The organism is Finegoldia sp. BIOML-A1 (genome assembly GCF_009678325.1).
In the GTDB taxonomy this organism is placed as follows: Bacteria; Bacillota; Clostridia; order Tissierellales; family Peptoniphilaceae; genus Finegoldia; species Finegoldia magna.
Genome location: NZ_WKZF01000002.1, coordinates 242,122 through 264,571, shown reverse-complemented (window position 1 = coordinate 264,571; position 22,450 = coordinate 242,122). Strand labels below are relative to the sequence as shown.

At 28.8% G+C, this 22,450-nt stretch carries 20 protein-coding genes and 1 other annotated feature; of the genes, 19 read left to right on the top strand and 1 reads right to left on the bottom strand.

Annotated features, from left to right (window positions below; all coding sequences use genetic code 11):
- Window positions 1-6 precede the first annotated feature (6 nt).
- From argS to GKG00_RS03580, 3 genes are read left to right on the top strand one after another with little or no spacing between them, the layout of a single operon-like run.
- Window positions 7-1,701 carry an arginine--tRNA ligase gene (argS, locus tag GKG00_RS03590; RefSeq protein WP_154254306.1) on the top strand — a complete coding sequence of 565 codons (1,695 nt, stop codon included), beginning with the start codon at window positions 7-9 and terminating at the stop codon, window positions 1,699-1,701.
- An 8-nt stretch (window positions 1,702-1,709) separates the two neighbouring features.
- Entirely contained in the window at window positions 1,710-2,366 is a 657-nt protein-coding gene (locus tag GKG00_RS03585) for a hypothetical protein (RefSeq protein WP_154254304.1), read from the top strand.
- Window positions 2,367-3,482, top strand: a complete 1,116-nt coding sequence (locus GKG00_RS03580; RefSeq protein WP_154254302.1) for a tetratricopeptide repeat protein — start codon at window positions 2,367-2,369, stop codon at window positions 3,480-3,482.
- Here GKG00_RS03580 and GKG00_RS03575 read toward each other — a convergent pair.
- Complete coding sequence (locus tag GKG00_RS03575; RefSeq protein WP_002836547.1) at window positions 3,479-4,837, bottom strand: helix-turn-helix domain-containing protein; 1,359 nt, start codon at window positions 4,835-4,837, stop codon at window positions 3,479-3,481. The genes GKG00_RS03580 and GKG00_RS03575 overlap by 4 nt on opposite strands.
- A 96-nt stretch (window positions 4,838-4,933) precedes the next feature.
- Here GKG00_RS03575 and murJ point away from each other — a divergent pair, with 96 nt between their 5' ends.
- The 16 genes from murJ (at window position 4,934) to GKG00_RS03495 (ending at window position 22,445) form a co-directional block, all read left to right on the top strand.
- Entirely contained in the window at window positions 4,934-6,457 is a 1,524-nt protein-coding gene (gene murJ, locus GKG00_RS03570; protein ID WP_110057984.1) for a murein biosynthesis integral membrane protein MurJ, read from the top strand.
- A gap of 40 nt (window positions 6,458-6,497) precedes the next feature.
- Window positions 6,498-6,677, top strand: a binding site (T-box leader).
- A 37-nt stretch (window positions 6,678-6,714) separates the two neighbouring features.
- A complete protein-coding gene (gene aspS, locus GKG00_RS03565) occupies window positions 6,715-8,481 on the top strand; it encodes an aspartate--tRNA ligase (RefSeq protein ID WP_154254300.1) in 1,767 nt (588 codons plus the stop codon).
- Window position 8,482: 1 nt separating this feature from the next.
- Complete coding sequence (locus GKG00_RS03560) at window positions 8,483-9,175, top strand: tRNA threonylcarbamoyladenosine dehydratase (protein WP_154254298.1); 693 nt, start codon at window positions 8,483-8,485, stop codon at window positions 9,173-9,175.
- A 4-nt stretch (window positions 9,176-9,179) separates the two neighbouring features.
- The gene (locus tag GKG00_RS03555; RefSeq protein ID WP_002837908.1) at window positions 9,180-9,608 is read left to right on the top strand and encodes a SoxR reducing system RseC family protein; all 429 of its coding nucleotides are present in this window, start codon (window positions 9,180-9,182) and stop codon (window positions 9,606-9,608) included.
- Complete coding sequence (gene glyA, locus GKG00_RS03550) at window positions 9,601-10,839, top strand: serine hydroxymethyltransferase (protein ID WP_154254287.1); 1,239 nt, start codon at window positions 9,601-9,603, stop codon at window positions 10,837-10,839. The genes GKG00_RS03555 and glyA overlap by 8 nt, the downstream gene beginning before the upstream one ends.
- Window positions 10,840-10,949: 110 nt before the next feature.
- The gene (gene der, locus GKG00_RS03545; RefSeq protein ID WP_094205757.1) at window positions 10,950-12,266 is read left to right on the top strand and encodes a ribosome biogenesis GTPase Der; all 1,317 of its coding nucleotides are present in this window, start codon (window positions 10,950-10,952) and stop codon (window positions 12,264-12,266) included.
- Window positions 12,266-12,862, top strand: a complete 597-nt coding sequence (gene plsY / locus GKG00_RS03540) for a glycerol-3-phosphate 1-O-acyltransferase PlsY (RefSeq protein ID WP_346962829.1) — start codon at window positions 12,266-12,268, stop codon at window positions 12,860-12,862. The genes der and plsY overlap by 1 nt, the downstream gene beginning before the upstream one ends.
- Before the next feature lie 9 nt (window positions 12,863-12,871).
- Window positions 12,872-14,053, top strand: coding sequence for an acetate kinase (locus GKG00_RS03535; RefSeq protein ID WP_154254285.1), 1,182 nt, complete (start codon window positions 12,872-12,874; stop codon window positions 14,051-14,053).
- A gap of 94 nt (window positions 14,054-14,147) precedes the next feature.
- A complete protein-coding gene (gene rpmF, locus GKG00_RS03530; protein WP_002836538.1) occupies window positions 14,148-14,336 on the top strand; it encodes a 50S ribosomal protein L32 in 189 nt (62 codons plus the stop codon).
- A gap of 95 nt (window positions 14,337-14,431) precedes the next feature.
- Window positions 14,432-15,403, top strand: a complete 972-nt coding sequence (plsX, locus tag GKG00_RS03525) for a phosphate acyltransferase PlsX (protein ID WP_154254283.1) — start codon at window positions 14,432-14,434, stop codon at window positions 15,401-15,403.
- Window positions 15,396-15,632, top strand: coding sequence for a phosphopantetheine-binding protein (locus GKG00_RS03520; protein ID WP_154254281.1), 237 nt, complete (start codon window positions 15,396-15,398; stop codon window positions 15,630-15,632). The genes plsX and GKG00_RS03520 overlap by 8 nt, the downstream gene beginning before the upstream one ends.
- 2 nt (window positions 15,633-15,634) lie before the next feature.
- Window positions 15,635-16,351 (top strand): ribonuclease III, encoded by a 717-nt coding sequence (gene rnc, locus GKG00_RS03515; RefSeq protein ID WP_002836533.1) that lies wholly within the window; start codon window positions 15,635-15,637, stop codon window positions 16,349-16,351.
- The gene (locus GKG00_RS03510; protein ID WP_154254280.1) at window positions 16,344-17,408 is read left to right on the top strand and encodes a radical SAM protein; all 1,065 of its coding nucleotides are present in this window, start codon (window positions 16,344-16,346) and stop codon (window positions 17,406-17,408) included. The genes rnc and GKG00_RS03510 overlap by 8 nt, the downstream gene beginning before the upstream one ends.
- A gap of 2 nt (window positions 17,409-17,410) precedes the next feature.
- Window positions 17,411-20,914 carry a chromosome segregation protein SMC gene (gene smc, locus GKG00_RS03505; RefSeq protein ID WP_346962828.1) on the top strand — a complete coding sequence of 1,168 codons (3,504 nt, stop codon included), beginning with the start codon at window positions 17,411-17,413 and terminating at the stop codon, window positions 20,912-20,914.
- Entirely contained in the window at window positions 20,908-22,062 is a 1,155-nt protein-coding gene (gene ftsY / locus GKG00_RS03500) for a signal recognition particle-docking protein FtsY (RefSeq protein ID WP_154254278.1), read from the top strand. Before smc ends, ftsY begins: the two co-directional genes overlap by 7 nt.
- A gap of 50 nt (window positions 22,063-22,112) precedes the next feature.
- Window positions 22,113-22,445, top strand: a complete 333-nt coding sequence (locus GKG00_RS03495; protein ID WP_002836527.1) for an Asp23/Gls24 family envelope stress response protein — start codon at window positions 22,113-22,115, stop codon at window positions 22,443-22,445.
- Window positions 22,446-22,450: the final 5 nt, after the last annotated feature.

Below are 22,450 nucleotides of genomic sequence, written 5' to 3'. Positions count from 1 at the left end.
ATTAAAATGATAAATTTTAAAGAAGAAGTAAAGGAAATTATACTAGGATTTGACACTGGTCTAACTGAAAAAGAAATATCAGATTTAATCGAAATTCCACCAAACAGTGATATGGGAGATTATGCGTTTCCAGTGTTTAAATTGGCAAAAACTTTTAGAAAAGCACCTAATTTAATCGCAGAAGAATTAGCTAAAAAAGAATTCAGCAATGAAAATATCAAAAAAATTGCAAATGTAGGTCCTTATGTAAACTTTTTTGTAGATAATTCAAAATTAGTAGAAAGTGTTCTAACAGAAGCTGTTAAAGATGATTTTGGAAGTAGTCATATAGGCGTTGGGAAAAATGTTGTGTTTGACTTCTCTTCTACAAATATAGCAAAGCCATTTCATATTGGACATTTACGTTCCACTGTTATAGGAAACGCGATAAGAAATATAATGAAATATCAAGGGTTTAATACAACAGGTGTTAATTACATCGGTGATTATGGAACTCAATTTGGTATGATGATTTCAGCTTATTTAAAATGGGGTGACGAAGATAAAATAAATGCTGATCCAATTAAAGAACTTTTAAATCTTTATGTAAAATACAATAAAATCGCAAAAGAAGATGAAACTTACATGGATGAGGCACGCGATTGGTTCGATAAATTAGAAAAAAAAGATCCTACAGCTGTAAAATTATGGTCATGGTTTAGAGAAATTTCTCTAAAAGAATTCCAAAGAGTTTATGATTTACTAGGAGTTGAGTTTGACAATTTTAATGGTGAATCATTCCACTCACAATTTATTGGAGATGCATTAGAAGCTATAGATAAGAAAAATTTACTAGAAGAATCCGATGGTGCAATGATAATCAATTTGGATGATGAAAACTTGCCACCTGTTTTAATAAAAAAATCAAATGGGTCTTCAACATACTTAACAAGAGATATTGCTACTGCAATGTATCGTAAAAAAACTTACGATTTTTATAAAAATGTATACGTTGTTGCTAGTCAACAAAAACTTCATTTTGAACAATTAAGAGCCGTTTTGAAAAAAATGGGATTTGATTGGTGGAATGATTGCGAACATGTTTCTTTTGGTATGGTTAGCATGAAAGATGGATCTATGAAAACAAGAGAAGGTAAAGTTATTTTCCTAGAAGATGTTTTAAATAGAGCTATTGATAAAACAAAATCAATCATAGAAGAAAGAAATCCTAATCTTGAAAATAAAGAAGAAGTGGCAAAACAAGTTGGTGTTGGAGCTGTAATATTCCAAGATTTATTCAATAATAGAATAAAAGATTATACGTTTGATTGGGATCAAGTTTTGAATTTTGATGGAGAAACTGGACCATATACACAATATACATTTGCAAGAAGCTGTTCTATATTAGACAAGGGAGAATTTGAATTAAAAGACAATAGCAAATTTGATTTATTAGTTGACGATACAGAAATCGACATTGTAAAACACTTATCAAAATTTGAAGAAGTTTTATTAAATGCTACTGAAAAATACGAACCTTCTTTCTTAACACGTTATACAGTAGAATTAGCAAAACTATTCAATAAATTTTATGCAAATTGTCCAATCAACACTGTAGAAGATGAACTAAAATATCAAAGATTGTATTTAACTTATTCTGTTAACAAATGCTTGAAATTATCTTTGAGCTTGTTAGGCATTGAAGCACCAGTTAGAATGTAGGGAGAATAATGGACTCATTTATAGAAATAATCAAAAATTCTTTTACAAGAACCGCACATACAATTAAATATTTTCCGTTGATTTTTGCATCAATGATTGTAATGAAATTATCGTTAAATATGTCTAATAATATTTTGTTTAGATTATCTGTATCTAAAGAAATATCTAACGTTATAATAGCGGTTTTGGTTACATTTCTGTTGAGTATCCTTTTAAATATGCTTAGTATTTCGGTTCATACAAGAGATAACTATCAAATAGAACCGATTACTATTCCCAAATTAATGTTAAAGGTCGCTTTTAATGGAGGAATTTTATTATTGTTGTATTTTTTCTTAAAAAAATACGAAGGAGCAGTAATTGTTCTTTTATTAATATTTAATCCGTTAGTGGAGACACTTTACATGATTGACGAAGAATTTTATAAATCGATTTGGACATCATTAAAATTTAATTTTAAAAATTTTTTAACATGGAACATACCTAATGTTGTAATTTTTGCAATTTTATTTAATCTGATTATGAAAAATTACACATTTGAAGACTTTATAATGTCAAATGAAGTTGTGTCGATTTTGAAATTTGGATTACTTTTGATGTTCATTTCGTTGTTCATGTTGTATAGGGCTAATTTGTACAGGATTTTAGAAACGGGGGAGAAATAAATGATTAATAAGATTGACGAATATTTCAGTAAATTTATGAATCAATTGGTTTATGTGAATTTATTAGAATCAAATGATTACATTGATAAAGATATTCCACTACCTGTTTTAGAAAAAGATTTGTTAGATGGAGTCAGGAACAATGATTTCGTCAAAAATTTTGATTTGGAATTAATAATTAAAGGCATGATTTATAACATAGCTTACGATAGAACATTCAAATACTGTGTAAACTACACAGATATTATGTACAATATTTTCCCTGATATTGAAAAATCAATAATATCTATGGGAGTTGAAAAAATTTCAGATCCAAAAGAAGCAGTTATTTATTTTAGAACAAATGATATATTAAAATCGGACATTGCGGATAATGCTTATTACTATGCGTATTGTTTGAGATTATTGGCGCTTGAAGATGAGTTTAATTCTAGTATTTTTATTGAAGAAGCTTTCAGAGTTTTAAATGAAAATGTTGCAAATTTTCCTGATTTCTTCTTAAGTTATGTAGAACTTGCAAATTTAGAATTACTAAATCATAATTATATAAAAGCTTATGATTACTTAAAAAATACACACAAGATGGCAACTTCTCCTAACGATTACGATGAAAAAAGAGTATTAATTGTGATAAATGAAGTTGAACGTTTAATGGAAGATATAAAGCCTCTCAGAGATTTGGATTTTGCGACTACTTTAATCAATTCAAAACCACAAAAGGCACTTGAAATTTTCAGAGAACTTGAAAAAACTTCCAGAATTGTTTATTTAATGGGTAAATGTTACTTGAATTTGAATGATTTGGATAAAGCTATAGAATATTTTGAAAAAGCTGAAAGTATGGGATTTGATCACGTTGATTTGTATAATGATATGTCTGTGGCTTATTTCAACGATTATGATTTTGAAAAATCAATTCAGGTTTTAAATCGTGGGCTTAAAATTCATAAAGACAACGAGATTTTATTGTACAATAAAGCCGTTATTGAACTAAACTCAAATAGAGTTGCAAAAGCAAAAGACACATTGTCAACTTTGGTTTCTTATGATGATGTACACGAAGATATTTTTAATATGGCAATGCAATTATTGCAAAAAATAGAAGAAGACAATTAAATGTCTTCTTCTGTTATTTTAAGCGTATTGTCCAATCGGTCGATGATTTCTAAAGCACTTATTATGTTTTTTCTTGCTTTGTAACAATCCAAATTAATATCTACCAATTCATTAATTTTGTTTATTCTATAAACGATTGAGTTTCTGTGAACATTCAGTCTTTGAGATGCTTTGATTAATGAGCGTTCTTCTACAAGGTAAAAGTATAATGTTCTGAGAAGGTCTGTGCCATTATTTATATCGTCATATTTTAATTTATAGATGAATTCTGGAACTAATATTTCTATTTCAGAATCCAAGCATACCAAATCATAGATGATTTTACAGCAATTATCGTTTATGTTTTCAGTTAATTCTATATTGTTTTCTAAAATTCTTCTAGATAAATCATAAGCTTTTTTCAAATTGAACAGGTTGTTTTTAAGTGATAATTTTATGCTTTTTAAGTCGTATTTTTCAGTAAAAAAGTTTAAGTTTGTCTTTACTGATGAAACATCTTTAATTTTATTATTAGTTAATAACACAAGGTATCCTTCTTGTAATACAGAATACATATACATTGGATAATCCAACACAAATCTGTTACCATGTGAAAACATGTCTTGGTATTTGAATAAACCACCTTCGATTTTTATTACATTAATATCGTAATTGTCATCTGTTTTCCAACCTATATTTGCGATATTTTCTTCGTCTTTTTCTGTAATATTTCCAGAAATCAAATTCTTAATGGTGCTGTATATGTCTTCTTTCGAATTTATCAGCCCGTTTACATTGTTATAAATGTATGTTGAAATTATTTTGGAAATTTTTCTGAATTCAAATTCATATTCATCTTCAATAGTTTCAAAAGCGAGATATCCGTACAATTTGCTCAAGCTTTTCTTTTTTATTTCCAACGGATAAATCTTTTTTATAGTTGAAAAATCAAATGTATTTAGCAACAACTTTTTGTTTGAGTTCAACAGGCATACATTTACATCAAAATAATCTTTTATGATTAAAAGCAAATTATTAACGGCCTCACGGTTTGAAATTGTATTGTAAATTCTATTATAGAACTCGGAATGCTCTCGCAAAAATCCATTCACAATTTCGTAAACTTTGAAAATATCATCTTCTTTTGAATAAATAATATTTGCATTTTCGTTTTCTATGATTTCATCTTCTGCTTTAAAAAAAAGAATATTAGAATTTTTAGGACAAATAATATTTTTGTCATATTCCATTATGGATAGTGTGTTTTTCTGATCGGAAATACAATTTAACGATATATTGTCGATATCGTTTATTATATTTATGTCCGAAGAGTCAACCAACTCATCCATTTTTTTTACCAATAACTTTATATTCATCTTATCACCTTTAATTATCGTTAGACCTGTGTTATTATCTATAGTATAAATAATATCACAACCAACAAATTTTTTAAATATAAACAGGAGATACTTATGAAAAAGACTGCCATTATACTGATGATAATTACACTACTATCAAAAGTCTTAGGATTAGTAAGAGAAACTACACTGGCATATTTTTTTCCTACAAATGGGCCGGTTGCCAACGCATTTTTGGTTTCACAAATACTGCCGATTACAATAGTAAGCTTGTTTTCAGCAGGAATTTCAACTTCTTTTATTCCTATATACAATAAAATAGTACACGAAAAGGGAAAGGAAGAAGGCGATATTTTTACATCAAATATCAACAATATAGTTGTTATTATAATATTAGCATTAATAGTAATACTTGAGATTTTTACACCATCTGTAATTAAAATTTTTGCTCCAGGATTTACTGGATATACAAAAGAATTAACTATAAAATTCATGCGATTGACTTTATTGTCAATGATACCGTCCATAATGTCATGTGTATTCAAGGGATATTTGAATGCGAATAATCATTTTGTAGTTCAAAATTTACAAGGTTTTATAATGAATTTCTTCATTATACTTGCTCTTGTCATTTCCAATAAATACGATAATAATATGATAGTTGGAATTGGTTTGCTATTGGGAAATGCACTCCAATATTTGCCTTACATATTTATAACGAAAAGAAAGAATTTTAAATATCATAAGATTTTAGATTTTTCAGATAAAAATGTAAAGATGATTGTTCTTTTATCAATTCCGATAATTTTAGGAGTATCGGTAAATCAAATCAATGTTATGGTAGATAAGTCGATAGCATCTACAGTTTCAGCTAATGGTATTCCAATTCTAAATTATGCATCAAGGCTTATTGAATTTGTAACTGGTATTGTTATAGCAAATATTTCTGTAATTGTGTATCCTGAATTGTCTAGAAATTTTATCGCTAATGATTTGAATAAAATGAAAGATAGCATAATGAAATCAATGTCTATGATTTGTATTTTAGTAATCCCAGCGACAATAGGACTTTTGGTATTATCTTATCCTATTACTAAGATGCTATTCTTTAGGGGAGCTTTCACAATGAATGATGTTGATATGACATCAGTTTGTATGTTCTTCTACGCTTTGGGAATCATAGGAACTGCTATCAGAGATATTTTGTCGAAATCATTTTATGCCATGAATGATACAAAAACTCCTACGATTAATTCTGTTATTATGGTTGCTATAAATATAATAGGAAATATTATTTTATCAAGAATTTTTGGCTTAGTAGGATTAGCAGTAGCGACAAGTTTTGCAAATCTAATTGGAGCAATAATGATAATAATGAGATTACACAAAAAAATTGGAGATTTTAGCTCTACAAAATCATCATTTGTAAATATTTTTAAGATGTTGATTTCATCGTTGATAATGGGAGCTTTAGCTTATATTACATTTAAAACGACAAATATTAGATTTTCAAATACATTATCATTAATGATGTCTATAATTGTTGCAGGAATTAGTTATTTGAGTTGTATTTTAATTTTTAAGGTCGATGAACTAAACGAAATTATCGCTTTTTATAAAAACAGAAGAAAAAAATAGCTGGTTTGACAATTGAAAGTTTTTTGAATATAATTTTGTTATAAAGACAAAGATAAAAAGAGCGCATTATGATTGATTTTCAGAGAGATAAGGGTTGGTGTGACTTATTATTCATAGTAATTGCAGACATTTTTGAGTCGAATTTTCCGCTTAATAGCGTTATAAATTAAAGTGAGGTTTACCTAATTAGGGTGGTACCGCGATTTAACTCGTCCCTTATCATAAGGACGGGTTTTTTATATTTTAGGAGGTTTTTTATGAATAGTATGGGAAATCTTAGACGTACTCACATGTGTGGGGAGTTGAGATTAAGTGATGTAAACAAAGAAGTCATTCTTATGGGATGGGTTCAAAAAGAAAGAAATTTAGGATCTCTTATCTTTATAGATTTGAGAGATAATACAGGAATAACTCAAATAGCTATAAAAGACAATAATAAAGAAATTTTCGATAAAGCAAAAGATGTTAAAAGCGAGTATGTTTTATGTGTAAAAGGTGATGTTAGAGAAAGAGAATCAAAAAACAACAACATTCCTACTGGAGAAATTGAAGTTATAGCTAATGAACTAATTGTTTTGGATACAGCGAATGTTCCTCCAATTTACATTAAAGATGATGATAATGCTCAAGAAGCTGTTAGGTTAAAGTACAGATATTTGGATTTAAGAAAACCTAAATTACAAAATAATTTAAAATTAAGAGCCAAAACTAATAAATTAATTCGTGATTATTTAGATGAAAATGGATTTTATGAAATTGAAACTCCGTTTTTAGGAAAGCCAACTCCAGAAGGAGCTAGAGATTATTTGGTTGCAAGTAGAGTAAATGAACACAGTTTCTACGCACTGCCACAATCACCACAGTTAATGAAGCAACTTCTTATGATTAGTGGAATGGACAGATACTACCAAATCGTTAAATGTTTCAGAGATGAAGATTTGAGAGCAAATAGACAACCGGAGTTCACTCAAGTGGATATGGAAATGAGTTATGTTGATCAAGAAGATGTAATGACATTGAATGAAGGCTTGATTAAAAAACTTTTCAAAGAAATTAGAGGAATTGATATTCCAACTCCTATTAAGAGAATGACTTACGCAGAAGCTATGGAAAGATATGGATGCGATAAGCCAGATTTGAGATTTGGATTTGAATTGAAAAATATCACTGAATTAGTAAAAGATTCAGAATTCAAAGTATTCTCAAGTTGTAATGACAAAAACAAAAGCGTTAGATGTATCAATATTGGGAATTATGAAAGTGAATACTCACGTAAAAAAATCGACAAATTAGAAAAATTTGTAAAAGAATACGGTGCTAAAGGTTTAAGTTGGATAAGAGTTCACGATGGAGAAATTCAATCTTCAATTAAAAAATTCTTATCTGATGAAGAAATGAATTCGATAATTGAATCTACAAAAGAAGACGAAAATGCTTTAATATTTATACTGGCAGACAAAAATGATGTTGTATTTAATGGATTAAGTGCATTAAGAAACAAAATTGCAAGAGATATGAATTTGGTTGACAATGATACATTCGAATTTGTTTGGATAGTTGATTTCCCATTATTTGAATTCGACGAAGAAGAAAACAGATTTGTAGCAATGCATCACCCATTTACAATGCCAAAAGAAGAAGACATTCAATATTTGTTAACTGACAAGGAAAAAGTAAGAGCTAAAGCTTACGATATTGTATGTAATGGAGATGAAATAGGTGGAGGCTCTATAAGAATTAACAATTCTGATTTACAAAAGAAAATGTTCGAAGCATTAGAATTAACTGAAGAAATGATTGAAAACAAATTTGGCTTCTTCGTTGAAGCTTTCAACTATGGAACACCTCCACACGGTGGATTAGCGTATGGTATGGATAGACTTATGATGTTATTAGTTGGAACTGATAATATCAAAGATGTTATAGCATTCCCTAAGACACAATCTGCTACAGATTTATTGACAGGTGCTCCATCAAATGTTGACGAGAAACAACTTAAAGAAATTCACATCAAATTAGATTAGTATGGATAAAAGATTTGAAAGAACAAAACTTCTAATAGGTGAAAATGACCTAGAAAATATCATCAACTCCAAAGTAGCTGTTATTGGCTGCGGTGGAGTTGGAGGTTTTGTAATAGAAGCTTTGGCTAGATGTGGAGTAGGAACATTAGCAATAGTAGATTATGATACTATCGATATAACAAACATCAATCGCCAAATTATAGCTTTGGAAGATACTGTTGGAAATTATAAGGTAGATGAATTTGAAAAAAGAATTCACAGAATTAATCCGAATTGCAAAGTTATTAAATTTAGGGAAAAGTTTGATAATTCTACTGTTGATTTATTTAATCTTAAAGATTATAATTATGTTATAGACGCTATTGATTTAATATCAGCGAAGCTAGATTTGGCTGAGTATTGTTATAAAAACGATATTAAGTTGATAAGTTCTATGGGTGCGGGATCGAAACTAAATCCTTTTCTTTTTAGAATTACGGATATTAAAAAGACCCACACTTGTCCAATGGCTAAAGTAATGAGAAAAGAGCTAAAAAGAAGAAACGTTGACAAACTTACATGCATTTGGTCTGATGAACAAAGGTCAGGAGAAGTTCTATCTTCAAATGGAAGAAATGCTCCGGCAAGTATAAGCTTTGTACCTTCATGTGTTGGACTTATGATTGCATCGTATATTATTAAAGAATTGAGGTAATATTTTGGCAAAAGAAGGAATGGTTATAAAAACCGAATCCACTAAAGCATCTGTTCTAATTACTAGAAAAGGAGCTTGTGGTGGTGAAGGTTGTAGTAAATGTTCAGGTTGTGAACATCAAACGCAAGTTATAGAATGTGCAAACTATATAAGTGCAAAAGTAGGAGATAGAGTCCAAATTTCAGGTGACGATTCTTCAATGCTTAAATATACAGCATTGTTGTATTTAGTGCCTTTAACATTTTTTCTAATTGCTCTTATATCATCATATTCTATTTTGGAAAATAAAATAGGAAATTTTGAATTAGCATCTTTTGGTATAGGACTTGTAGGATTATTAATTGGCTATATAATTGTAAAATTTATAGATAAAAAATTTGTTGATAAGGACCTAGTTCATATCACGAAAATAATTGGAGGTTTGTATGAATAATTGTAGACAAAATTTAGAAAATTTTGACCCAGAGGTATTTGGACATCTAAATGATGAAATCAAAAGACAAGAAGAACATATCGAGTTGATAGCTTCAGAAAACTTTGTTTCAAAAGCAGTACTTGAAACTATGGGTACTGAATTAACTAACAAGTATGCTGAAGGATATCCTGGAAAAAGATATTACGGCGGTTGTGAACATGTTGATAAAATAGAACAATTAGCTATAGATAGATTAAAAGAATTATTTAATGCAGATCATGCTAACGTTCAACCTCACTGTGGAGCAAATGCTAATATTGCTGTATATGTTGCAGTTTTAAAACCTGGAGATACAGTATTAGGTATGAGATTAACAGAAGGTGGACACTTAACTCATGGATCACCAGTAAATATGTCAGGTAAATTCTATAATTTCGTAGATTATGGTGTAGATCCTGAAACTGAAACAATTGATTATGAAAACGTTCGTGAATTAGCTTTAAAACACAAACCAAAATTAATCGTAGCTGGTGCTTCTGCATATCCAAGAATTATAGATTTCAAAAAATTTAGAGAAATTGCAGATGAAGTTGGAGCTTATTTAATGGTAGATATGGCTCACATAGCAGGTTTAGTTGCTACTGGAGATCATCCAAGTCCGGTTCCTTATGCAGATTTTGTAACTACAACAACACATAAAACATTAAGAGGACCAAGAGGTGGAGCTATCCTTTGTAAGGAAGAACACAAAAAATTAATAGACAAATCAGTATTCCCAGGATTCCAAGGTGGTCCATTAGAACACATTATTGCAGCAAAAGCAGTATGTTTCAAAGAAGACTTGCAACCAGAATTTAAAGAATACACTCATCAAATTTTGAAGAATGCAAAAGCAATGGAAAAAGTATTTTTAGATAATGATGTAAGATTAGTTTCTGGTGGTACAGATAACCACTTATTATTAATCGACTGCAGAAGCTTTGAAATGACAGGTAAAGAAGCTGAAGCATTATTGAGCGAAGTTAATATTACAACAAACAAGAACACTATTCCAAATGATCCAGAAACACCATTTGTAACTAGTGGTATAAGAATTGGTACACCAGCTATAACAACTAGAGGATTAAAAGAAGCAGAAGCTGCAAAAGTAGCAGAATTTATGTTAGACGCATTAAAGAAACGTAGACCTGCTGAAGAAATCAAAAAAGACGTTGTAGAATTGATGAAACAATTCCCAATCAATAGATAAATTTTAAGCTAATACTAGACAAAAGTTTAGTATTAGCTTTATTTTTTTGATGAAATATTGTATATTTGACACATTTTATGGTATCATTTATAGAGAAATGAGGTGATAACATGGCAAAACCAGTTGTTGCTATTGTAGGAAGAGCTAATGTGGGAAAATCTACATTATTCAATAAATTAATTAAGAAAAGAATCGCCATCACTCAAGATGATCCAGGTGTTACAAGAGATAGATTGTATATGGAAGCTGAGTGGCAAAATAAATATTTTACAGTTGTAGATACAGGTGGTTTGGAACCAAAAAGTAATGAAATCATTACTAAAAATATTAAAAAACAAACAGAACTTGCTATTGAAACTGCAGATGTTATTTTGTTTATGGTTGACGGTAAACAAGGCATTACTCCGATTGATATGGAAGTTGCCGATATGCTTAGAAGAACGAAAAAAAGCGTAATTTTAGTTGTAAATAAAATTGATCACATCAAACAACAGGACAATGTATATGATTTTTATAATCTAGGATTTTATGAAATATTTCCAATAAGTGCTTCAAATTCTATGGGGCTTGGAGATTTGTTAGAAGCTGTAGTTTCAAAATTTGATGATAATTCAAATACAGAATCTGATGAGGATATTACGAAAGTTTGTCTAATTGGAAAACCAAATGTTGGTAAAAGTTCTTTGATTAATAACCTATTAAACGAAGAAAGAATGATAGTTACTGATATTGCAGGAACTACAAGAGATGCCATAGATTCCAAGATTAATTACAAGGGAAATGAGTATATATTTATAGATACAGCAGGTCTAAGAAAAAGAAAAAAGATTGACACAGAAGTTGAGAGGTATTCTGTTGTAAGGACTTTGTCAGCAATTGATAGGTCTGATATTTGCGTTCTAATGATAGATGCCACTGAAGGTGTCAGCGAACAAGATACAAAAATCTTAGGATATGCTCATGATCAAGGCAAAGCTATGATTATTCTTGTGAATAAATGGGATCTTGTTGAAAAACAAACAAACACTATGAATGATTTCAAAAAAGATATCCGAACTAAATTGGGATTTGTAATGTATGTTCCTATCGTGTTCATAAGTGTAAAAGAAAACAAAAGAATAGATACTTTGTTTACTGAAATCGAAAAAGTAGATAATAATTATTCTATGAGAATTAGCACAGGTGTTTTGAATGATGTAATATCAAAAGCAGTATTATTAAATCCACCACCATCAGATAAAGGTGTTCGTTTGAAAATCTTTTATATTACTCAGATAGAAGCCAGACCACCAAAATTTTTGGTGTTCATAAATAGAAATGATTTGATGCATTTTTCATACCAAAGATATATCGAAAATCAGCTAAGGGAAAACTTTAGCTTTGAAGGTGTTCCTTTGCAATTTGAATTTAAGACAAGGGGAAAATAGTGAATTATTTATATTTAATTGTCCTTGGAATAATATGTTATTTCATAGGTAATATAAGTGGTTCTATTGTGCTTTCTAAGTTGATTTATAAACAGGATATAAGAAATTATGGAAGCAAAAATGCAGGTGCAACGAATGCTTTAAGAGTTTATGGAGTGAAGTTTGGTTTGGCAACTTTTTTGATTGATTTCTTAAAAGGATTATTGTGTGCATATTTGGGCTTTAAATTTTTCGGCAGTTTAGGTATACTAGTATGTGGGCTTTTATGTGTAATAGGACATATATTACCGGTTATTTATAATTTTAAAGGTGGTAAGGGAATTGCGACATCTTTCGGTGTTTTATTGTTTGCCCAACATTTACAAATTTTATTTTTATTAATATTGTTTTTAATAGTTGTACTTATAACTAAATATGTTTCACTCGGAAGCATAATAGGATGTGTTACAGCTGTTATTTATGGATTAATTTACATTAGAAAAGACTTTTACATTGGTTTAATTTATATTTTGCTAGGAATAATATCATTATTCAAGCATAGATCCAATATAAATAGATTGATTCATGGAAAAGAAAGTAAATTAGGTAAAAATTAGGAGGAAAAAATGAAAGTATTAGTAATCAATTGTGGTAGTTCTTCATTAAAATATCAATTATTTGATATGACTGATGAAAGTGTATTATGTAAAGGATTAGTAGAAAGAATTGGAATTGAAGGTTCTAAATTAACTCATAAAGTTAATGGAGAAAAATTAGTAGTAGAAGAACCAATGAAAGATCATACTGAAGCTATTAACCACGTTTTCGATGCTTTATTAGACGAAAAATATGGAGTTATCAAGAGCTTAGACGAAGTATCTGCTATTGGTCACAGAGTACTACACGGTGGAGATAAATTAACAGAATCTTGCATTATTGACGAAAAAGTAAAAGATAAGATTAGAGAATTTATCAAATTTGGTCCACTTCACAACCCAGCTAACTTAATGGGAATTGAAGCATGTGAAAAATTAGCTCCAGGAAAGAAAAATATCGCTGTTTTCGACACTGCTTTCCATCAAACAATGCCAGCTAAAACATATATGTATGCTATCCCTTATGAATACTATGAAGATTACAGATTAAGAAAATTCGGCTTCCACGGAACAAGTCACAGATACATTACTTTAAGAACTCAACAATTATTAGATAAAGAAGACATCAATATTATTACAGTTCACTTAGGTAATGGTTCATCTATAGCAGCTGTTAAAGATGGAAAATGCTACGATACATCAATGGGACTTACACCATTGGAAGGACTTTTAATGGGAACTAGAAGTGGAGATTTGGATCCAACAGTAATGACATTCTTAATGAACGAAAAAGGATATTCAGCTGATGAAATGAACCAAATTTTAAATAAAAAATCTGGTGTATTAGGAGTTTCTGGAATTAGTTCAGACTTTAGAGACTTAGAAGAAGAAGCTGAAAAAGGAAATGATAGAGCTCAATTAGCACTTGATATGTTTATTGAAAGAGTTAAGAGATATATTGGTGGATATATGGCTGAATTAGGTCATGTTGATGCAATTTGCTTCGCTGGTGGTATCGGGGAAAACTCTTCATCTATGAGAAAAGATATCTTAGATACATTTGAAGAACTAGGCGTTAAATTAGACCTTGAAAAGAACAATACTCGTGAAGAAGCTTTAATCTCAGCTGATGATTCAAAAGTTAAAGTTTATGTTGTTCCAACTAATGAAGAATTAATGATTGCTAGAGACACTTTAGACTTAGCAAAATAATAATATTTTTATTGACAACTTAACATTATTATATTATAATTAACTACGTTGTTTGTATAAATTTTAAGGACTAAAGTCCTTAAGGAGGTGTAGCATGGCAGTACCAAAGAGAAAAACTTCTAAAACTAGAAGAGATAAAAGAAGAGCTTCTTCGTATAAATTACCAAGAGTTACTATAACTACATGTCCTAATTGTGGATCTCCAAAATTACCTCACAGAGTATGTAAAGAATGTGGGTATTACGATGGAAAACAAGTTGTAGATAATTCAGAACAAAATTAATGAAAAGAGAGCCGTTTAATTATTATTAAGCGGCTTTTTTATTTGTTTGATGTTATAACATACAATATTGTGATAGAATATACTAGAGGTGAAGTATGAAAATTTTATTAGATACTTTGGGTTCCGATAAAGGAGCATCAGAATTAATAGAAGGGGCTATAATGGCTCTTGAACAAAAAGATTTTAACTTGACGATAGTAGGAAATGAAGAAGAAAATAGAAATATTGTAAATAAAAGATTTGAAGACAAAATAGATTTTGTAAATGCTACAGAAACCATTGAAAATAATGAATCACCAACGAAAGCGATAAGATCGAAAAAAGATTCTAGTATGAGAAAATGTTTTGATTTATTAAACGAAGATTACGATGGGTTTTTATCGACAGGCTCTACTGGTGCTTTATTAACAGGGGCTACACTTATAACTAGAAGACTTGATAATGTATCTAGACCTTGTTTAATGGTTACAGTACCTAGCTTAAAGGGTGATGTGGTAGTATTAGATGTTGGAGCTAATGTTGATGTCACTTCTGAGTTATTAGAACAATTTGCAAAAATGGGATATGTTTATTCCAAAAATATTTTAGGAAAAGAGGATTGCAAAGTAGGTCTATTAAATATTGGAGTCGAAGAACATAAGGGAGATTCATTAAGATTAGAAACATACAAGAATTTATCAAAATATCCTTATTTTAAAGGTAATGTTGAAGCAAGAGATGTTTTGAATGGTGATTTTGATGTTGTGGTAACTGATGGTTTTTCAGGAAATATTCTTCTGAAAACAATTGAAGGTTCCGTTGAGTTTATTAAAACTTTAGCTAAGTCAAAATTATCTAAGCTTGATGAAAAATCTCAACAATCTATTATTCCAATGATTAAATCAATGAGTACAGGTATTGATTATAACAGTGTTGGCTCTGCACCATTTTTAGGAACGAAGAAGCCAGTGTTTAAAGCTCATGGCTCATCTAACAGGGACGCTATTATGTCTGGAATTTTAACGCTGATAAAATTCATTGAAGAAGATGTTACTGATAAATTAAAAAAGGAGTTGGAACATGAATAAAGAAATTTATGAAAAAGTTATTGAAGGCTTAAAAAATGAATTTAATAGAGACGATATAGACGAAAAAACAAGATTTGTAGAAGATCTTAAAGCCGATTCCGTACGATTATTGGAAATCGTAATGGATGTAGAAGAAGAATTTGATATAGAACTTGATGACGAAAAGCTATCGGCATTGAAAAATGTAGAAGATGTAGTTAATGAAATTGAAAGGGCACAAGGAAAATAGTTGTGGACAAAGCTAGAATTGAAAAACTACATGAACTAGAAGAAAAATTAGATTACAGGTTTACAGATATTAATCTGTTAAACCTGGCTTTTTTTCATAGCTCATACGGAAATGAAAACAAATCATATAAAGATATTTCAAACGAAAGATTGGAATTTTTAGGAGATTCAGTCTTGGATCTAATTGTTAGTGATTTCTTGTATAATAGTAAATCTTCGTTAAAAGAAGGTGCTATGACAAAGATTAGAAGTCAAATGGTATGTGAAAAATCTTTCTCAAATATGGCCAAGTATTTAGAATTAGGAAAATATTTAATGATGGGTCATGGTGAATTTATTTCAGGTGGCAGTGAAAAACCTAGTGTACTTGCTGACACTTTCGAAGCAGTTTTTGGTGCAATATATTTGGATTCTGGTTATGAATCGGCTTTTAAAATTGTAGAAAATAAGTTTAAAAGTCTATTCATAGCTGAAATAGAAACAAAGTCTAGTTTTATTGACTATAAGACTATGTTACAGGAAAATAATCAAAAAAATTCAAGAGATAAATTAAAGTACAAGATTGTTAAAGAAGAAGGCCCAGATCACGACAAGAAATTCTATGTTGATGTTTATGAAGGTAACTTGGTTATAGGATCTGGATTTGGATCTTCAAAAAAACATGCAGAACAAGATGCTGCAAGAAACGCCTTGATTAAATTAAGGGTAATAAATGAGTAAGAAAAAATACATTGTATCATTGTTCATTCCTCATTTAGGATGTCCAAATGATTGCATTTTCTGTAATCAACGCAAAATCACAAATTACATCGAAGTTGTTCAAAAAGATGAAATAAGAAATGAAATAAGAAATCAACTTACAAATTTTCCTAATAAAAGTCAAGAAGATATTCAGATAGCTTTTTATGGTGGATCTTTTACAGGAATTGAAGAAACAGCTATGATAGACTATTTAAAAATAGCAAATGAATTCATTGAAGACGGTAAAGTTCGATCGATTAGACTTTCTACAAGACCTGATTATATTGATAAACACATTTTAAATATTCTTAAGGAATTTAACGTAGAAACTATAGAGTTAGGTGTTCAATCAATGGTAGATAGTGTATTAGATTCAAATTTAAGATGTCACGATAGTCAGTGTGTTAAAACATCTTCTGAGCTGATAAAATCTATGGGATTTAGTTTAGGGCTCCAAATGATGACCGGTTTATACAAATCAACCACAGAGATGGACTTATATACTGCAGATGAATTAATCAAGTTACAACCTGATTTTGTCAGGATATATCCAACTTTAGTTATAAAGAATACTATGCTTGAAACTTTTACCAAAATTAATAAATATAGTCCGGAAAATTTGCACGATTCGGTCGAAAATTGTACCAAAATATATTTAAAATTTATAAACGCTAACATTCCAGTTATTAGATTAGGTCTATTAAATACAGAAAATATAAAACAAGGCGAAGATGTAGTTGCGGGGGCAATTCATCCAAATTATAGACAATTGGTAGAAGATAATTTGTATAGAAAAGTGGTAGATTATGTTTTGAAAAATGATAATCTTGAAACACTAGAAATACATGCCAAACCAAATATTTTGAATAATTTTGTCGGCTATAATGGGGAAAACAAAAAATATTTTAAAGAAAAATATGGATTAAAAACAATAAAATATTCTAATTCTAATAATAACTTCTTAGTGTTAGATCATATCAACAAAATTGATATTAATTTAGAAAATATTTTTAAAAATATTGAAAAAGAGGTGTAGCTGTGGGATTAAAATCAGTTGAAATACAAGGTTTTAAGTCCTTTAAAGATAAAATAAAATTGAATTTTGATAATCCCATAACAGCAATTGTTGGGCCAAATGGTAGCGGGAAGTCAAATATTTCTGATGCTATTTTATGGGTTTTAGGTGAACAATCAGCAAAAAATCTCCGTGGGAATAAAATGCAAGATGTTATTTTTGCTGGAACTCAGAAGGAAAAACCTGTTAACTTTGCACAAGTTTCCATAACATTCGAAAATGACTTATGGAAAGACATTGATTATCAAGAAATTACAGTAACGAGAAGAGTTTTCCGTACTGGTGAAAGTGAATATTACATTAATAAAAACCAAGTTCGTTTAAAAGATGTAAAGGAATTATTTTTAAATACAGGAATTGGAAAAGAAGGGTATTCTGTAATAGGTCAAGGTAAAATCGACGAAATTCTGTCATCAAAAAGTGAAGATAGAAGGGAATTATTCGAAGAAGCATCTGGAATTTCCAAACAAAAATACATTAAAGAGCAAAGTGTTAAGAAACTTGAACAAACTAATGAGAATTTACTAAGAATTGAAGATATATTGATTTCACAAGTCGATAGATTAAAATATTTAGAAAAAGAAAGTAAAAAGGCTAAACAAGGAATTGTTCTGGAAGAAAAACTAAAAGAAATGGAAATCCAAAAAGCTTTATTGGATATCGAAAAACTTTCTATTACACTAAGTGATGTCATTGAGAAAAAAGAAAATAATGATAAAAGCTTGATTGACTTAAAATCAAAACTTGTAAAATTTGAAAATAAAAGAAATGATTTATTAAAAAGCATCAATAAAATAGATATCGATACAGAATTGAAAATCTCTAATTTAGCTGATATTAAGAGTCAAAAAATAAAAAACGAATCAGATATTCAATTGAATGATGAAAGACTTAAAAATAGCAACACTGAATTAGAAAGATTAACAAAAGAAAACGAGAATTATTCATCAGAAATTAAAAATTTAACATCAAAAATTGATAATTTACAAAATACAATAAAAAAATCAGAGAAAAAGCTTGAAGAAATAAATTCAAATTTAGAAGAATTGAATATTGATGATTCTAAAGAGGAACTTAACATTAAAAAAGAATTGAGCGATAAGAAATCAGAAAAATTAAAAAAATTACAGTCAATTTATACACAACATATTATTGAAAAATCCTCACGAGATGCTATTGAACAAGAAAGATTGAAGGAAATATCAGAGCTAAGAAATCAAAAAGAAGGATCTGAATTAAAATTAAAAAAATTAGAAGAAGAATTAAGTAATTTTGAAGTAATCGTAAGTGATTACGATAAAAGTTTAGATACTTTAAATAAAGGTAAAGAACAAATTTCTTGTATTATTAAAGATAAAGAAAAGTTTTTACTTGATTTAAGAGACAAATTATCTAATTTAAAAGAAGAATCGATAACTAACAAAAATAAATATATGTTTTTGAAAAATACTATAGATAATCACGAAGGATACAACTTTACAGTTCAAAACTTTTTTAAAAAGTTAAATCCTAGTTTACAAGATAAAGTAATAGGGACACTTGGGGATTTAATCAGTGTGGCAAAGCAGTATGAGAAATCTGTTGATGCAATAATGTCATCAGCGTTTCAAAATATAATTGTCAGGAATGAAAATGATGGTAAGGAATTAATTAATTTTTTGAAGTCAAATAAGATAGGAAGACTTACTTTTTTACCATTAAATAAAATAAAATCTAGAAATTATAATTATGTAAAAGATGAATTGGTACTTGGACATTTAAATGAATTTATAAAATCTGATGAAAAATTTAGGGATATTGTAGATTATTTTGCACAGAAAACACTTGTTACTCAAAATATGGAAGATGCTATTATCGTAAGTTCGAAATACAAAAACTATAGAATAGTTACATTAGATGGTGATATCATTAATAGTTGGGGTTCAATGGTAGGTGGATATAAAAAGCCTTCCAATTACTCAATACTATCAACGAAAAATAGTTTAAATTCTGTTGAAAATTTGTATAAAGACTGTGTTAATGAATACAACGATTTGAAAAAAATATACGAAGAAAATATTGATATTGTAAATCAAAACAAATCCGATTTAGAAATTATTGAAGATAAGATTGTAAAATTAAGAACTGAAAGGGATGCTTGTAATAGCAACATCAAGGACAAACAGTTTGAAATTAAATATTTGAAATCTAATATTAGTGATTTTGATAATAAGTTGAATTCAAATACTATACAAAGTGATGCCAATGATTTACAAGAAACTGATTTAAAAAATCAAATTGTAGAATTAGAAAGTCTTTTAAAAGAATTAAGTGTTGAAATTGAAAAATTACAAGAACAATATAATTCGGAAAAAATGAATATGATTAGTTTAAAATCTGAATACTCTTCTGTACAAAGGGATTTAAATATATTTAATAATCAGTTAAATGATGCAAAAATTAGAAAAGAATATTTGGAAGATAACTTTAAAGTTAATTCAGTTAAAATTGATGAAATTCATAAAAATGTTTCTAAATATAAAAGCCTTAAAAATGATATAAAATCTAAAACTATTGATTATGATGATATTATTTCTGGACTAAATAATGAAATTTTAAATATGAAGTCCAATATGAATGAATTTAAATCAGAGTTAACAAAGATTGAGCGATCAATATATGATTCAAATTCTAGTGTTCAAAAAATAGAAATAAGCAATAACTCATTAATTGAAAAGGCTTTAAATACAACAGAGAAGTTAAATAATATAAAAATAGATATTAATGAGCTCTATGATATTAATATAGACACAATAGAATCTAATTCTGATATTAAAATTAGTCAGAAAGAAATCAATAAAATTATCAATGATTTAAGAAATATAGGTTCTTTTTCTGTAGATAGTATTCAAGAATATGAATCAGTTAAAAAAGAATTTGATTTTATGACTAAAAATAAAAATGATTTAATTGAATCCAGGGAAGATATCATGAGTGCTATTAATAAGCTTAATAGAGAAATGAAAGAAGTATTCACCAAAAAATTTGAAGAAATAAATACAAAATTTATTGCGATTTTTAAACAACTTTTTAATGGAGGATATGCAAGTCTTAAATTGACCGAAGATGATGTTCTAAGTTCTGGAATTGAAATAACTGCTCAACCACCTGGGAAAAAACTTCAAAGTCTAAACTTGTTGTCCGGTGGAGAAAGATCGTTGACGGCGGTAGCGTTGCTTTTTGCGATTTTTGAGACAAGACCATCTTCTTTTTGTATATTAGACGAAATAGATGCTGCTTTAGATGAAATAAATATTAAGAGATACAAAGAATATTTAATTAAATTTAAAGAAAAAACTCAATTCATTATTATTACACATAGAAAAAGTACAATGGAGATAGCTAACATATTATATGGAATAAGTATGGAAAAAGATGGAATATCTAAAATGATTAAATTAGATGTAGATAGGAGAGAGATATGCTAAATAAGTTCTTTGATAAGTTTAAGTCTAAAAAAGATGACGAAGAAACAAAAAATACAGAAGAAGATTTACAACAAGAAGAATTAGAAATTAGTCAATCCAATGAAAATATAGAAATAAGCGAAGAAGTTAATGATGCTGAAAAAGTCGTTGAAGAAAAGAATGAAAAGTCTGAAACTGATAACGAAAAATACCAAGAACAATCTAAAGAAATGATCGAAGATAAAGAAGAAAATAAGGAAGGATTTTTTGAAAAATTAAAGAATTCATTACTTAAAACTCGTGACAATATTTCTAATAAGATTGATCAAGTTTTAGCCAATTATAGAACGGTTGATGAAGAATTATTCGAAGAAATTGAAGAAACTTTGATTTCCGCTGACATTGGTGTTGAAACTACATTAAAGATTGTTGCTCAATTGAGAGATAAAGTAAAACTTAATAACATTCAAGATCCAAGTAAAATAAAAAATGTTTTGGCTGATATCTTAAAAGAAAATATAATTAATGATAAGATCGACAATAATTTAAATGTAGATGACAAAACTATTATTTTAGTAGTCGGCGTAAATGGTGTAGGAAAAACTACTACGATTGGTAAATTAGCCATGAAATTCAAAAAAGATGGGAAAAAAGTTTTGATGGTTGCAGCCGATACTTTTAGAGCAGCGGCTATAGAGCAGCTTACTGAATGGGCAAATAGAGCTAAGGTTGACATTATTAGTCACAAAGAAGGTTCTGACCCAGCTAGTGTTGTTTTTGATGGAGTTAGTGCTATGAAGAGTAGAGATGCAGATATATTAATTTGCGATACAGCTGGAAGGCTTCATAATAAGAAGAATTTAATGAATGAATTGAATAAAATACAGAGAGTTATTGAAAAAGAATATCCGGAAGCTAAAAAAGAAATTTTATTAATTGTAGATGGCACAACTGGACAAAATGCTATTATTCAAGCAAAAAAATTTATGAATGCAACTGATTTAACAGGTGCTATAATTACAAAACTAGATGGTACAGCTAAAGGTGGAATGATATTTCCACTTGAAATGGAATTGGGAATTCCAGTAAAATTTATTGGAATTGGCGAACAAGTAAATGATTTGGTTAAGTTTGAGCCAGAAAAATTTATAGAAGCAATAATAAATTAAAATTGAATTTTTTTTCATTTTTTGATAAAATTTGTGTGTGGAGGAATAACATGGATAATAAATTTAATAACGGATCTGTTAAGATCTCTAATGACATAATTTCACTTATTGCAGCAGAAGCTTGCATGGAAGTTGAAGGTGTAAAAGCTATTATGACACCACAATCAGAAAAAGTAAATATACAAAAAGGAGCTCAAAAATCAGTAATCATTGAAATTCTTGACAATGCTGTAAATGTAAGAGCCCATATTGAAGTAGATTCTGATTATAACATCAAGGATGTATGCTATAAGGTGCAAAAGAAAATAAAAGAAAATATCGGCATGATGACTGGGTTAGTTGTCATAAATGTAGATGTTGTTTGTGAGAAAATAAGTATTTAATGTAA

Bases quoted from the DNA above. Each gene is read 5' to 3' on its own strand.
- murJ (WP_110057984.1), top strand. From the start codon at position 4,934: ATGAAAAAGACTGCCATTATACTGATGATAATTACACTACTATCAAAA.
- GKG00_RS03580 (WP_154254302.1), top strand. From the start codon at position 2,367: ATGATTAATAAGATTGACGAATATTTCAGTAAATTTATGAATCAATTG.
- GKG00_RS03575 (WP_002836547.1), bottom strand. From the start codon at position 4,837: ATGAATATAAAGTTATTGGTAAAAAAAATGGATGAGTTGGTTGACTCT.
- glyA (WP_154254287.1), top strand. From the start codon at position 9,601: ATGAATAATTGTAGACAAAATTTAGAAAATTTTGACCCAGAGGTATTT.
- GKG00_RS03520 (WP_154254281.1), top strand. From the start codon at position 15,396: ATGAATAAAGAAATTTATGAAAAAGTTATTGAAGGCTTAAAAAATGAA.
- GKG00_RS03585 (WP_154254304.1), top strand. From the start codon at position 1,710: ATGGACTCATTTATAGAAATAATCAAAAATTCTTTTACAAGAACCGCA.
- argS (WP_154254306.1), top strand. From the start codon at position 7: ATGATAAATTTTAAAGAAGAAGTAAAGGAAATTATACTAGGATTTGAC.
- GKG00_RS03495 (WP_002836527.1), top strand. From the start codon at position 22,113: ATGGATAATAAATTTAATAACGGATCTGTTAAGATCTCTAATGACATA.
- GKG00_RS03535 (WP_154254285.1), top strand. From the start codon at position 12,872: ATGAAAGTATTAGTAATCAATTGTGGTAGTTCTTCATTAAAATATCAA.
- rpmF (WP_002836538.1), top strand. From the start codon at position 14,148: ATGGCAGTACCAAAGAGAAAAACTTCTAAAACTAGAAGAGATAAAAGA.
- ftsY (WP_154254278.1), top strand. From the start codon at position 20,908: ATGCTAAATAAGTTCTTTGATAAGTTTAAGTCTAAAAAAGATGACGAA.
- plsX (WP_154254283.1), top strand. From the start codon at position 14,432: ATGAAAATTTTATTAGATACTTTGGGTTCCGATAAAGGAGCATCAGAA.
- GKG00_RS03560 (WP_154254298.1), top strand. From the start codon at position 8,483: ATGGATAAAAGATTTGAAAGAACAAAACTTCTAATAGGTGAAAATGAC.
- der (WP_094205757.1), top strand. From the start codon at position 10,950: ATGGCAAAACCAGTTGTTGCTATTGTAGGAAGAGCTAATGTGGGAAAA.
- GKG00_RS03510 (WP_154254280.1), top strand. From the start codon at position 16,344: ATGAGTAAGAAAAAATACATTGTATCATTGTTCATTCCTCATTTAGGA.
- aspS (WP_154254300.1), top strand. From the start codon at position 6,715: ATGAATAGTATGGGAAATCTTAGACGTACTCACATGTGTGGGGAGTTG.